The organism is Loigolactobacillus iwatensis, from assembly GCF_003950295.1.
Lineage (GTDB): Bacteria > Bacillota > Bacilli > Lactobacillales > Lactobacillaceae > Loigolactobacillus > Loigolactobacillus iwatensis.
Window position 1 is genome coordinate 65,465 of record NZ_RHNP01000007.1, and the last position, 13,686, is coordinate 79,150.

Below are 13,686 nucleotides of genomic sequence, written 5' to 3' on the forward strand. Positions count from 1 at the left end.
TTATATATAAGCGCTATACTCCGCTAGTCTAGAAATGATTATCTAATAGCTTTGTTTGTTTAACTGCGGCAATTGTCTGTGTACCGGCCAACTGCATTACAATTTTTAGCTCGTCGTTGATGTGTTCAAACACTGATTGAACACCCTTGGCGCCACCTAGGGCCAAACCATAGATCGCCGGGCGACCAAAGGCCACTAAATCGGCCCCACTGGCTAAAGCCTTAAATACATGCGATCCACGTCGGATACCACTATCAAAGATAACAGGAACTCGATGGTTAACCACCTGTGCCACTGACGCCAAAACATCAAAAGAGGCCGGCCCACCATTTAACTGGCGGCCACCATGATTAGAAACGTAAATACCTGCGGCACCTGAATTAATCGCTAATTCGGCATCCTCTGGTGATTGGACTCCCTTAACGATAACGGGTAAATCAGTGTAGTCAGTAATTCGGGCAACATCTTTTGGACTAATTTTTTGCGCCGCAGCGGCATAGATCTCAGAAATTCCTTTACCTTCACCGCTGTCCTTACTGAAATCTTCCAAATTGGCCATTGGAATTGGGAAAGAAAACTTATTTCGCACGTCAGCCTCGCGGTAACCACCAACAGTTGCGTCAACCGTTAAAATAATAGCCTTAATCCCAGCTGCCTTAGTCTGATCTAACAAGGCATTATTAAAAGACCAATCTTTACTCATATAAAGTTGAAAGAACTGGGGTGCACCATTTCCAGCCGCCATCGTTTCCGTGATTGTTCTTGAAGAATAGGTACTCTGCGCCATCAATCCACCAACCGCCGCAACACCTCGAGCCGTATCGGCCTCACCTTCGACATGCGCCAATCCTTGGGCAGCAGTTGGTGCCATCATGACCGGCGTTTTTAATGAAATACCAAAAACGCTAGTATCAATTAGCGGTTTCTCCATATTTGTCAGCGCGCGCGGCACAATTAGTTTATGGTTAAAGGCCTCCCGGTTGGCTCTTAATGTCCATTCATCCTCAGAACCACTTGAAATATAACCAAAACCTCCCGCTGGAATAATAGCCTTTGCTCTTTCCTGTAATTCATCTAAATTAACAATTTCAATTGCTTGTTCATTTGTACTCTGTTTATACGTGTTACTCATAAATAATCCCTCCTTATTGCAAACAAAGAATGCGCTTTCAATTAGAGATTATATTCAACTTACTAAAGATAAGCAAGCAAAGCGCCTTACCTTCAAAAAAAGCCGCTTAATTTACTACCAATTATAATTTCATTTCTATTAGGATTAGTTACCTAATTTTATTCATTAATTAAAATTGATCAAGCCAACCTATACTCCCTACGCCAAATATCAGGCCTAATAAAAAGGATTACTAGCTTAGTCAACTGACCAACTAGTAATCCTTTTGTCGTTAATCCTTGAATTGTGTCTCTCGGGCAATACTGTGATGATAGCTATAACTGAAATAAACGATTAAGCCAATTACTAACCAAATAATAAAAGCAATCCAAGTAAAAGCGCGTAATCTTGTCATCAAATAAAGACACATTAAAAAGGAAACAATCGGTAAAACCGGATAAAATGGTACCTTAAACGATTTTTCAACATGACCTAAGACTTTATCCCGGCGTAAGAAAATGACCCCAATTGAAACCATTGCAAAAGCAAAAAGTGTCCCAATATTGACTAATTCTGCAATTTTATCAAGCGGAATAATTGCGGCAAAAACGGCCGCAATCAATCCAAAAATCCAGGTATTTACTACCGGAACATGCGTTTTAGCGTTCAATTTGTGTAAAGATTTTGGCAACAAGCCATCACGACTAATTGCAAACAGTAAGCGTGTTCCGCCGTAAGACATAACCAGTAAAACGGTAGTCATCCCAATTACAGCACCAACCGAAACGATACCTGCTACCCAATTTTGATGCATAAGGTTTAACGCAAAGGCAACTGGGTCATCAACATTTAAGCGTGTGTAATGAACAACCCCCGTCAAGACGGTAGACAAAACCGTATATAAAACGGTGGTAATTAACAGCGATGCAATAATTCCAATTGGCATATCCCGTTGCGGATTTTTAACTTCTTCAGAGGCCGTTGATACAGCATCAAAACCGATATAAGCGTAGAAAGCAACCGCTGATCCAGAGATAACGCCATTAATACCGAAGGGTAAAAATGGGTGCCAGTTTGACGGCTTAATGTAGAATGCGCCAACCACAACAAAAAGTAAAATCACACCTATCTTTATCATTACCATTATATTATTAACGCGTGTCGATTCGGACACCCCACCCGTTAACAAAAGCGCGATTACCAAAACAATCAAGAAGGCCGGTAAGTTAAAGATGCCACCGTGAACGCTTGATGTTCCAATTGCTGCTGACAGAAACACTGGTAATTTCCAGCCAAAACCCGCTAAAATATTTTGAAAGTAGGCTGACCAACTCACAGCTACCGACGAAACGGCAAATAAATATTCTGAGATCAACGCCCAACCAAGTATCCAAGCAATAAACTCACCGAATACGCTATAAATATACGTGTAGGCGCTACCTGCCAACGGAATTGTCGACGAGAATTCCGAATAACAAAGCGCGGCCATCGAGCAAACCACTGCCGCTAACAGGAAGGAAAACATGACGCCAGGCCCCGTATATTTTGCAGCCAAAATACCAGGTAAAATAAAAATACCGGCGCCAACAATGGCACCGACTCCCATCATACTCAAACTAAACGCAGAAAGATTTTTTTCCAGACCTTCTTTTGAATTAGCAATCTTTTCTAAATCGACCTGTTTCTTTACAAATAAATTCTGCCGGGTAAACTTCATCCCGAGTACCTCCCTCTCCCACCGATTCACTTCCACTAACATAACCATTTACCGAATCATTAGGGTTCTTTCATTTATTAGTCATTTAATTTTAATTCAGCTAACAGCAGATGTCAATTTTCATTCTGTTTTACACCCCTTAATAAACAAAAATAGCCCATAGTAGCAGGCTATTGACTCAATAATTATCTTCTAACATTAATTTTAAAGTAAATCATAATTTATTCATTTAACGTATTTTACGTTAGTAATTAACTAATGTACCGCTCAATCATTTTCATAAACATTCAATAAACAAATTGGCCTAAATCAGTTTAAGTTCGTCATTGCTAAGGGATCAACCCACGCATCAAACTCTTGTTTGGTAACTAGCCCGGATTTTAGTGCAGCCTCTTCCAAACTTGTTCCTGCCTTCTCTGCTGCCTGGGCAATCTTGGCACTATTATGGTAACCAATGTGTGGAGATAACGCTGTAACGGTCATTAACGAACGATCAACCAACTCTGCCATCCGTGTTGACCTAATTTCTAAGCCAGCAATTAATTTATCCGCAAAGCCTTGAATCGTGCCCTGCAGCAAGTCGGCTGATTCTAAAAAGGTACTAATTAAAACTGGCTTGTAAACGTTCATTTCAAAATTACCCTGACTGGCAGCGAGACTAATTGTAACATCATTACCTAAAACTCGGGTTACTGCCATCGTGAGCGCCTCGGCTTGAGTCGGATTCACTTTACCGGGCATAATTGACGAACCAGGTTCATTGGCCGGAATTGACAGTTCACCATAGCCTGCACGGGGTCCACTGGCCAAAAAGCGGACGTCATTAGCAATCTTAAGTAAATCGCTAGCCAACGTTTTTAAAGCGCCGTGAACCACGTTTAATCCCGAATGTGCGGCTAGACCATAAAATTTGTTGGTTTTGGCCGTAAATGGTAATCCATACACGTGACTAAGTTTTTCGGCAACCTTAACCGCAAAACCCGGTGCAGCATTTAGGCCCGTTCCAACAGCCGTACCACCAATAGCCAGTTCATAAAGTGTTGATTTTAACTGTTCTAAAAAGGCCTGGTCGTGTTCTAGCATACTGACCCAGCCACTAATTTCCTGGCCAAAAGTGATTGGTGTTGCATCCTGTAAGTGCGTACGACCAATTTTGACAACCTGCCAATATTTAGCTTGCTTTCGCTTCAATTCAGTAATTAAACGGGTAACTGATTTCTCTAAATCGTTCACCGCAATACTTGCAGTAATATTCATCGCCGTCGGGAAAACATCATTAGAACTTTGCCCGTGGTTAACATCATCATTCGGTAAAATTTCCAACTCTGAATTTAGCTTGGCGGCAACGTGCGCAACAACTTCATTAACGTTCATATTTGTTTGAGTACCAGAACCAGTTTGATAAACTGACAACGGAAAATCTTGCTGTAACTTAGCATCATCGAGGTTAAGCAACTGATCAATCGCCGCGACAATTAATTGTGTCTTGGCCACTGGTAACTGTGCTAACTCGCTATTAGCTGTTGCTGCTGCCCGTTTGATCTGTAACAGAGCGCGAATAATAGTAAGTGGCATCTTTGGTCCAGTTGTAAAGTTGTGCCGGCTACGCTCGGTTTGTGGCCCCCACAATGCCGTTACTGGAATCTTAACCGGACCAATCGTATCTTCTTCAATTCGATAATCAACCATTAGAATTCCCCTTTTTCGTTATATTATAAGCCATTTTCAATATTTCTATCTTAACGAACGCCAACCGCTTTTTAAAGTGAATTCCACGATTCTTAATTAAAAAAGGAATTTGATTTTCTTTTACGCAATCATTATTTCTCCTAACCTAATTTCAACTGCTACTTGAGTATATAAAAAAACAGTCAGCAATCACCGACTGTTTGTCAATTTCAAAATTAACTTAGTTTACTTTACTTATGATTGGTTTTACCTTAATAGCAATTAAATCATCAACTGCAACGTGGCGGTAACGACCATTAACACATAATTGATTGAAAGTTTGGGCCCTAGCCTCTTTTTTTGTCGTATTATGACAGATACGCTGTTCAGAAATTACCTGCCCAGCCTTTTGATACCGACACTCCACTGCATAATCCTGCGCTTTACTAAAGAACACTTCGGACCCTCCCAATTTATAGTTTCTTTTTGTTCAGAAACCATTTATTTTTCGACATGAGAAGATTCTAGCACTTTTATTTTTGGACCGCAATAGTTCTGAGAAAACATTTTTCATTTATTGCAAGTACGGCTCTGCGGCTATAAAATGGTAACTTTCTACTGTAAACAAAAAAACACCCACCAAATAAATTGATGAATGCTTTTAAAACGTTGATCTGATAAAATATTAACGTTTTGAGAACTGTGAAGCTTTACGAGCTTTCTTCAAGCCTGGTTTTAAATACTCGTAGGTTAATAAGTTTACATAGCGTTCAAAAAACCCGTTAAATTAACGTTTATGAATTTCAGAATTCTAGGTCTTTCTTATTGTTTCAACCGTTTTACCCCAAATTGGGGTACACTTCGGAGGAACGTAAGGCTTCAAACCTAGAAATCAATTCACGAATTATTAACATTAATTGCGATTGTTCGTTCAACTACTATTTAATGGTAGAAACACAACCAACAACTGCTTATCAACTCGGGTTTCAATTCCACATACACGTTCATAACCTCCTGTTCAGTAGATCAATATTAAAATTGGTCTACTTTTTATTTGCACTGAAATTCTTCAACAAATATTTAAGGAGGTGCTGTCATTGCAAACAGCAACCCGTAAAGTTTCTGTCTGGTTAGCCTTGCTGACCTTGTTCACTTCAATTTTTATGACCCCGATCACAAGTGCTTTTGCCGCTGACATGACCAACATTAAAGCAGGTGATTGGATATCCTCTTGGCAACTAAATCTGTTGAATGGTCTCCATTGGACAGACAATGGTATTTACAAAAAGGTGGTTGATGGTCAGGTTGCCTTTTGTGTCGAACATGGAATCGATATTGAAAATTCTGGTTCAGGTTGGACACCCACTAACTATTCAGCAGCAGAAAAAGATAAATTAGCCTCAATAGCCTACTTTGCTTACCAACAAAACCCAACTGACGCTAATTATGGGCTTGCACAAATCATGATTTGGGAAGAACTAAATAGTGAGCTATTGACCACCAATTACCCAGATTATCAGGCAAAAAAAGCGGCTGTGTTGAAAAAAGTGACTACATTCAACACTAAGCCGTCATTCAATGGTCAAAACATTACTTTAAACGTTGGTGATTCAATCACTTTAACCGACAATAACGGTACTTTAGCTTCATACATTGAACAAACCGCTAATACTGCCAACTTAAATATCACAAAATCTGGTGACAAATTAACTTTAGCCGCTACAGCTAACTCCAAAGAATCTGGTAAAATTTCCTTTGCTAAAGCTAAAGCAGCTAACATTGGGACCTCATTACTCTATGGCAAAGGCAATCAACAAAAACTCGCCTATTTCAAACTGCCAAATGGTAACAACTTCGATCTCAATATCAAAGTCAATCTCAATGGTAATTTGAAAGCTAAGAAAGTTGACGCGGATACCAATAAAGCTTTGCCAGGTGCGAAACTCAAATTTGAGTACAATGGTCAAACCAAAGAGGTCACCACCGGCACTGATGGTTACGCCGCTTTAAACGACATCAAGGCGGGTACGCAAGTCAAAGTTTCAGAAGTAACCGCACCTAATGGCTACGTTAATAAAGGTGAAATCAAAACGGCAACAATCACACCTAACCAAACAATCGAAGTCGTTCTTGGCAATAAAGAACAACTTGGCAATGTAAATCTAACGAAGATTGGCCGTCAGTTCGGCACCAATATGTTTAACAGGTACTATTCATTAAATGGTGCCATGTACGGTGTTTATTCAACTGATGGTAAAAAAGTTGGGACGATCACTACCGATAGCACCGGCAAAGGTACACTACAAAATCTGAAGCTCGGCAACTACTACGCCGTTGAAGAAAAGGCACCAGCCGGTTATATCCTTAACAACGAGAAAATACCTTTTGAATTGAAATATGCTGGTCAAAACGTTGCTGTCACTGCTACCTCGGTTAAAGCGACCGATGATGAACAATTCGGCACTGCCACTTTGATCAAGGAAGATGCTAAAACTGGTAAAGCCCCACAAGGCGCTGCTTCACTTGATGGTGCCGTTTATGAATTACATCGAACTTCCAATGATGAGCTGGTTGATACCGTTACAATTAAAAACAATCAAGCGAGTGTCGCCAATTTAAAATTGGATGACTACTACTGGATCGAAAAGACGGCACCAACTGGCTATATTAAAGATACTGAAAAACACGCGTTCAAACTAGCCTATGCTGGTCAAAATGCGAAAACGGCCACCGCATCAACAACGGTTAAGGAACAAGTTATTACCGGTGGTTTCGATTTAATCAAAATTGGTAACTATGATTGGCACACCGCACTTTCTAGTCATTTAACCGGTAAAGAAAATAAGTCTAACCCACTGGCTAACGTTGAATTTACAGTCACTAGCAACACAACAAACAAGGTCGTCACAACAGGGACAACCGATAAAGAAGGTTATCTCAAGTTTACTGATCTTCCCTATGACACTTATACCGTGACGGAAACAAAAACACCAGAGGGCTACAAAACCGCCGATCCATTCAAAGTCACGATTCATCAACAAAACGAGACCCATCATTATTCAGTCGTCAATAATGTATTGGAAGAACGTTTGAAAGTGGTCAAGGCTGACGCTGAATCCGGGAAAACAATTTCGCGCGCCAACGCCGGTTTTAAAATCAAATCACTGCAAACTGGTAAATATGTTTCCATGCCTAACCTCAATCACGATGGAACAACTGATACTTTTATGACTAATAAAGAGGGCTACTTGGCCACAACTGAGGCGCTCCCCTATGGTCAATATGAATTAGTCGAAACACAAGCACCATTAGGCTATGTTCTTGCCAAAGACCCAGCTAAATTTTCGATCACTGGCAAAGATAGTGATGGTATTGTGACCGTCAAGTTCACGGATAAGTCGCAAAAAGGCATTGTCACTTTGAATAAGACTGGCGCCACGCCGGTTGAAGTGACTAAACAGTCAACCAAGTACGGCGAACAATACGGTTTTAACTATGACTACACCCCACTGGCCGGTGCCAAGTTTGAATTTACTGCCAGCGAAAACATCACCACCGCTGATGGTACCGTCCATGCCAAAAAGGGTGAAATTGTCGCCACTGCTACGACTGACGCTAATGGACAAATCAAAACGCCACAACTTTATCTCGGCAAATATTCAGTTAAAGAAGTTGCTGCACCAAATGGTTTTGTTCTTAATGACAAGCCAATTGATTTTGAATTGAAATATGCTGGTCAAAATGTTGAAGTGACCTCCACTTCACTCAAAGCGACTAACGATTTTCAGAAGTTGAACGTGACTGTTAACAAACAAGCAGAACAAATCAAGAATTGGGATAAGAACAAACCCACGATTGAAAATAAAGCTGCTAATGGTCAAGTCTTCGGACTGTTCAGTAAAGCCGGCTACAACAAAGGTGACATCAATGTTCCGGCAAAAGCATTAGTCGCAACTGCGACCGTCAAAGATGGTAAAGCAACTTTTGCCGACATTCAATTGCCTGAAGGTAGCTATTATGTGCAAGAACTAGATGCCGGTGAAGCTTATCAGCTTGATGACCAAACTTATGATTTTGAATTTAAGGCAACTGACAACACCACGACTAAGAATTTAACGATCAACGGTGATAAAGACACCCCAATTCTAAATAAATTACACTTCAACGAATTTACCTTTAAGAAAATCAATGAAACCGCCAAGCTAGTTGAAGATAAAGGTTATCAATTCACTTTTGATGGCAACGCCAAAGGTGCAGTGTTTGAATTACTGGATAAGGATAAGAAGGTCATTCAAACCACTACAATTGATGACAAGTCGATTGGTGCCTTTAAGAACGTACCAGTCGGCACCTTCTATTTACGGGAAAAGACGCCTTCCGCGACTAACCTAGTTTTAACTAAGGATTTAACTAAAATCGTTTCAACAAAAACTGGTATCACTGCCTACAATGCTAAAGGTCAATTAATTAGTCAGGATAAAAAACAGGCAGACGAAAAAGCAGCAACTGAAACTAAGGAAACCACCGAAACACCAGAAATTAGTTTCACGTTGCAAAATAGTTTGATCAAGGGGACTGGTGAACTAACCAAGACCAATGTCAGCGATGGTAAAGTCTTGCCAAACACTGGTATCAAGATCCTTAATCAAGACGGTAAAACCGTTGTGTCCGGTCGGACCAATGATAAAGGAGTTTTCAGTTTTGCCAACCTACCTGCTGGCAAATATCAGTTTGTGGAGTATGACGCACCAAAAGGCTATAAAATCAACGAAACGCCAGTTGATTTTGAAATTACTAAAGATGGTGAAATCGTCAAAGCGCAAATGAAAGATGAAGCCGTTGATACGCCACTACTTCGCCTACCACAAACCGGTGAAGAACGTAATCAATTGTTAAGCGTTATTGGCGTGATTCTACTATTAATTACTGGCTTAATTGTGTGGTGGATGCATCATTCAAGAAAAGCTAGTGATGACTTGTATAATGACGAGGATGACAGTGAATGATCTTTATTTCATCTATTAATATGTATCTTTCAAAAGAACCCAGTGTTTTAATGACCGGTACGATTGTAATCAATCACGCTATGATCATTAACAATGTTAAATTGATTCGCGGTAACCAGCGTCTGTTTCTAAAATTTCCTGAAACTACTCAAGGCCGTGTCGTATATCCCCTATCCGCTGAACTTTATCAATATTTACTTCAACAAACAATCGAATACTACAACCACTATAAGTCAGAACTCAAAAACAATTCTGACTTTTAAAATATGCAAAATTTGAAAGCGAGGAATTCTCCATGGAATTAGATTACATTATCCCCAAAGTACGCGAAACATTTGGTCGGCTTGAATTTGGCAAAATGATCGAAGAAATTCGTGAACCATCTCGTAACAATAATGGCCGCGTTGCATCACGAAGATTTAGCGTTTTTTCAGATATCCAAAAGGCTGATAACATTGAAATCATTCTACCAGCTGCTGCCGGAGTGAAGGCCAGTATCAAACAAGATTCACCGATTGATTTAGTCAACCCGCGCGTGATTGCAGTCGGCTATCGTGTGGAGAATCAGTCATTCGTCAAATATGAATGTTATGCCGATGATATTGTCAAAAAGGATTTAACTAAATAATGAAGGGTAGGAATTAATATGCGCTTAGCAGAAGGTATTGCACTCGATTCAATCAAAACATTTGGAGCCTTAAAATTCTCGGCAATGCGTCGTGAACGTTTTATCAACGATGATGAAGGTAACCAGACCACTGAGATTTCTGAACGTACTTTTGATTTAAAGAGCTTTGAGAAAGGAAAAATGATTCAAGTTTCGATTCCAGTGGCGGCTGGTGAAAAGAAGTTTGATTATAATCAGCTGGTCGAAATGATCAACCCAGTTATCGATACTGTTTCTTCTTATGAGTTTGGTGTTGGTATGTCAGTTTCATGGTATCTCAAAGCCGACGATCTTATTCCAGTAAACCACAACAAAATTCAGGAAAAACCAACTAATGAAAAGAAATAACTCAATGAAACGGAAAATTCGTTCTCCTACCAACTATCGGCAGGTATTAATAAATCCAACCGAAACATAGTAAAGTCATATTGAGAGTTGCGAATCACTTCTCTAACCTATATACTATAAATATGATAAATTACAGTATATAAGGTGGTGTTTAATAACAATGGATACTTTAGCCCAACTAGAACACGACTACCCAACGTTCATTTACAAAACCGCACAAGAATACGGTTTATCCAAGGATGAGATTCGTGAATTATCAACTGATGGCACCATTGAAAAGCTTGAACGTGGTATCTATATTTTTCCAGGCTACCTACTCGATGAATTTAGCTTGATCAGTCAAAAGTTCTCGCGTAGCGTCTTCTCGTTAGTTAGCGCCCTAATCATTCATGATTTGACTGATGAAATGCCGCTTCATTACGATCTGACCTTTCCCCAAGGATATCATCCAAGCGCCGCATCATTGAAAAAGTACTCTATTAAGGCGCGCTATCTATCGAAAAAGCGCTATTTACTTGGTATCGAAACCGGCCAAACCGAAAATGGTGGCACGGTTCAAGTTTATTCTAAGGAACGAACCTTATTAGATGTTTGGGAATCAAAACAAATCCAACCCTACATCAAAAATGATGCGCTTAAAAAATATTTAGCCAACTCACCTGCTGCAAATAAGCTCAAAGATCTAACTGAAATCAAGGACAAATTATACCCAAACAGTACTCTACTAAAAGTAATGGAGGTCTACATGCAATGAGTGAAGTTGATAAAATTCTACCAATGATCAGAAAACGTGCCCGTGAGCTTGGCTACAATATTCAACATTTTCAGAAACTCTTTTTTCTAGAACACTTTTTAAAGCAGATCTCTGAATCTAATTATCGCCGTTACTTTGTTCTCAAAGGTGGTTTTGAAATCCAAAGCCTTGTCGGAATTGAAAACAGAATGACCCAGGATCTTGACGCAATCTATATTGGGCCGGCTTTACAACCAGATAAATTAGCAACCGTTTTGCATGAAGTCTTCGAGCAATCCACCGATTATGTCAATTTTACAATCAAGTCGATTGAACAAAAACAACTTGATGATGATTATCCCGGAATTCGTGTCAACCTGCTGGCACAAATGGGAAAAAGTAAAGTTAGTGTCAAGCTGGATATTTCAAAAGGTAATTCCCATGAGACGATTCCAATCATGATTGATCATCAGAGTATTTTAAACGCGGATGAAAAGTTTTCAATTTATGGCATCCCCATTGAAAAAATCTTGGCAGATAAATTATCAGCATTTCTTAATCACGGCATGTTAAACACTCGTGCTAAGGATTTATTTGATGTTTATTCATTGTCCATTCTCTATCGAACTGACATTGATCTTGTGCTTTTAAAAAAAGAATTTTTCAAAAGTACGGCGTTTGATCATATCCCAGACAAAACGATTGAAAATCGTTTAACTGAAATCAGTGCCCTATCCGATTCTGAAAGCTTACACACTTCGTGGCAACAGTACCAGCAACAATATGACTACGCACAATCAATTAGCTACACAGCCGCACTAGAAGCACTTTTCAATCTCATGAAAGAAATTAAAAATTAATACGCTAAAATCGACATTTCAAATTTATCGTAATATCAAAGTCAAGACAAAAAGTCTTGGCTTTTTATTATGGACAGAGGTTATTTATGAAAGCACTGACAGTCTTTAACGAAATCGGCTTTATGGATGACTTTGTCGCTATCATTAAGGACGGCACACCTAGTAACGCCGAAGATAAATTAGAAACAGCGCGAACTATTGCTATCGAGTGTCCTGATTCCAACTTTGGCTTGACTGCTTTACCTGAAATGACCAAAGATGGTATCGCAAAAGAATTTACTTTTAGCACCGCACAATCAGATGAGGGTGCCATCATGACCTATCTGGGTATGACTGATGGTGCCTGATTCAATCAACAAAAGGTAGGTGAAAAAATTGCGTGAACTTTTTCAATATCGCGGAACTAAAATTCGTCCGCGTGATCAAAACTTAATTTTACAGACTGTTTTAGGCTCGGCCCTACTACTTTGGTTTCCACTGACCATTCTATTTTACTGTCCGGTGCTCAGTCATATTAATATTAAGACTATTTCATGGCCGCTAATTCGACAACTGCCTTGGTCGTATCAAGGACTGATCATTAGCTTAGCCGTAACATTATTTTGCTTAATTCTTGTTGTGCTTTTAGTCATGTACAAGTTTCCCGATTATTATCGTAAATTAGTCCATCGCCAAAAGATTGCCAGAATGTTTATGACTAACAACTGGTACGAAAAGAATACGCAACAGTCAGGTGGTTTCTTCAAAGATTTAGATACAGGTAAAACTAAAGAACGAATTGCTCACTTTCCCCGCATCTATTATCGTTTAAAGGATGGCCTAATTCATGTTCAAGTTGAAATCATGATGTCATCATACCAAGAACAATTACTCCACCTTGAACCAAAATTAGAATCTGGCCTTTATTGCGAAATGGTCGATAAAATTCTGCATGATTCTTACGTTGAATACACGCTACTCTATGACACAATCGCTCATCGGCTTTCGATTGACCAGGTTGTCTGTAAAGACGGCGCCGTCAAATTGATGGAAAATGTCTACTGGGAATATGATGCTTTACCGCATATGCTAATCGCTGGCGGTACCGGTGGTGGTAAAACTTATTTCATTCTAACTTTGATTGAAGCCTTGAGTAAAACCAATGCCAAACTAACTATTCTCGATCCTAAAAATGCTGATTTGGCTGACTTAGAGGAAGTACTTCCTGATGTTTATTACGATCCCGATGATATGTTAGCTGCACTAAGCCGCTTCTATGATGAAATGCGGCAACGCAACACGGAAATGAAAAAAATGGACGGCTACCAAACCGGTCAAAACTATGGGCTCTATACTTTTTCCTGTTGATAGTTTACAAAGTGGTAAACTATTAACAGGATTTTTTGGGCCCTTGAATTTACAATTTAAGGACAGAAAAAGAGCTCACAGCTCTCATCCAAAAAATCCACCCACTACAGTATCATTTGAAAGGATATGAGAAAACCATGAACCCTCTAGATAATCATATAAAATTTGCGCTCAGTATTAAAGACCCAAATGTCATTTTTTTCGATTATGGTGACGAATACAAACAAAA

11 protein-coding genes and 1 pseudogene are annotated in these 13,686 nt (G+C 39.5%); 8 read left to right on the top strand and 4 right to left on the bottom strand.

What is annotated here, in order from left to right:
- Positions 1 to 28: 28 nt before the first annotated feature.
- From EKM98_RS03515 to EKM98_RS03530, 4 genes are all read right to left on the bottom strand, one after another.
- Positions 29 to 1,132 (bottom strand): lactate oxidase, encoded by a 1,104-nt coding sequence (locus EKM98_RS03515; protein ID WP_125980578.1) that lies wholly within the window; start codon positions 1,130 to 1,132, stop codon positions 29 to 31.
- Between the two features lie 271 nt (positions 1,133 to 1,403).
- Positions 1,404 to 2,828, bottom strand: a complete 1,425-nt coding sequence (locus EKM98_RS03520; RefSeq protein WP_125980580.1) for an APC family permease — start codon at positions 2,826 to 2,828, stop codon at positions 1,404 to 1,406.
- A 309-nt stretch (positions 2,829 to 3,137) separates the two neighbouring features.
- On the bottom strand, positions 3,138 to 4,517 hold the full coding sequence (locus EKM98_RS03525) for a class II fumarate hydratase (protein WP_125980582.1): 1,380 nt from the start codon (positions 4,515 to 4,517) through the stop codon (positions 3,138 to 3,140).
- Positions 4,518 to 4,737: 220 nt separating this feature from the next.
- Positions 4,738 to 4,953: a hypothetical protein gene (locus EKM98_RS03530; protein WP_125980584.1), complete on the bottom strand. Its 216-nt coding sequence runs from the start codon at positions 4,951 to 4,953 to the stop codon at positions 4,738 to 4,740.
- Positions 4,954 to 5,593: 640 nt separating this feature from the next.
- On the opposite strand from EKM98_RS03530, the gene EKM98_RS03535 reads away from it, so the two are divergent.
- The 8 genes and pseudogenes from EKM98_RS03535 to EKM98_RS03570 all read left to right on the top strand — a co-directional run.
- Positions 5,594 to 9,502, top strand: a complete 3,909-nt coding sequence (locus EKM98_RS03535) for a SpaA isopeptide-forming pilin-related protein (protein ID WP_125980586.1) — start codon at positions 5,594 to 5,596, stop codon at positions 9,500 to 9,502.
- Positions 9,499 to 9,765: a hypothetical protein gene (locus EKM98_RS03540; protein ID WP_056943276.1), complete on the top strand. Its 267-nt coding sequence runs from the start codon at positions 9,499 to 9,501 to the stop codon at positions 9,763 to 9,765. The genes EKM98_RS03535 and EKM98_RS03540 overlap by 4 nt, the downstream gene beginning before the upstream one ends.
- A gap of 32 nt (positions 9,766 to 9,797) precedes the next feature.
- Positions 9,798 to 10,130: a DUF961 family protein gene (locus tag EKM98_RS03545; protein WP_056943275.1), complete on the top strand. Its 333-nt coding sequence runs from the start codon at positions 9,798 to 9,800 to the stop codon at positions 10,128 to 10,130.
- 18 nt (positions 10,131 to 10,148) lie between these two features.
- Entirely contained in the window at positions 10,149 to 10,517 is a 369-nt protein-coding gene (locus EKM98_RS03550) for a YdcP family protein (RefSeq protein WP_100070917.1), read from the top strand.
- A gap of 160 nt (positions 10,518 to 10,677) precedes the next feature.
- Complete coding sequence (locus tag EKM98_RS03555) at positions 10,678 to 11,271, top strand: type IV toxin-antitoxin system AbiEi family antitoxin domain-containing protein (RefSeq protein WP_003678254.1); 594 nt, start codon at positions 10,678 to 10,680, stop codon at positions 11,269 to 11,271.
- Positions 11,268 to 12,110: a nucleotidyl transferase AbiEii/AbiGii toxin family protein gene (locus EKM98_RS03560; RefSeq protein WP_010011713.1), complete on the top strand. Its 843-nt coding sequence runs from the start codon at positions 11,268 to 11,270 to the stop codon at positions 12,108 to 12,110. The genes EKM98_RS03555 and EKM98_RS03560 overlap by 4 nt, the downstream gene beginning before the upstream one ends.
- Before the next feature lie 86 nt (positions 12,111 to 12,196).
- On the top strand, positions 12,197 to 12,457 hold the full coding sequence (locus EKM98_RS03565) for a hypothetical protein (RefSeq protein WP_100070916.1): 261 nt from the start codon (positions 12,197 to 12,199) through the stop codon (positions 12,455 to 12,457).
- Between the two features lie 28 nt (positions 12,458 to 12,485).
- Positions 12,486 to 13,433, top strand: a pseudogene (locus EKM98_RS03570) (FtsK/SpoIIIE domain-containing protein); the annotation flags it as partial.
- Positions 13,434 to 13,686 lie beyond the last annotated feature (253 nt).

Excerpts from the sequence above, each read along its gene's own strand:
- EKM98_RS03515 (WP_125980578.1), bottom strand. The coding sequence starts at position 1,132 with ATGAGTAACACGTATAAACAGAGTACAAATGAACAAGCAATTGAAATT.
- EKM98_RS03520 (WP_125980580.1), bottom strand. The coding sequence starts at position 2,828 with ATGAAGTTTACCCGGCAGAATTTATTTGTAAAGAAACAGGTCGATTTA.
- EKM98_RS03525 (WP_125980582.1), bottom strand. The coding sequence starts at position 4,517 with ATGGTTGATTATCGAATTGAAGAAGATACGATTGGTCCGGTTAAGATT.
- EKM98_RS03540 (WP_056943276.1), top strand. The coding sequence starts at position 9,499 with ATGATCTTTATTTCATCTATTAATATGTATCTTTCAAAAGAACCCAGT.
- EKM98_RS03545 (WP_056943275.1), top strand. The coding sequence starts at position 9,798 with ATGGAATTAGATTACATTATCCCCAAAGTACGCGAAACATTTGGTCGG.
- EKM98_RS03550 (WP_100070917.1), top strand. The coding sequence starts at position 10,149 with ATGCGCTTAGCAGAAGGTATTGCACTCGATTCAATCAAAACATTTGGA.
- EKM98_RS03555 (WP_003678254.1), top strand. The coding sequence starts at position 10,678 with ATGGATACTTTAGCCCAACTAGAACACGACTACCCAACGTTCATTTAC.
- EKM98_RS03560 (WP_010011713.1), top strand. The coding sequence starts at position 11,268 with ATGAGTGAAGTTGATAAAATTCTACCAATGATCAGAAAACGTGCCCGT.
- EKM98_RS03565 (WP_100070916.1), top strand. The coding sequence starts at position 12,197 with ATGAAAGCACTGACAGTCTTTAACGAAATCGGCTTTATGGATGACTTT.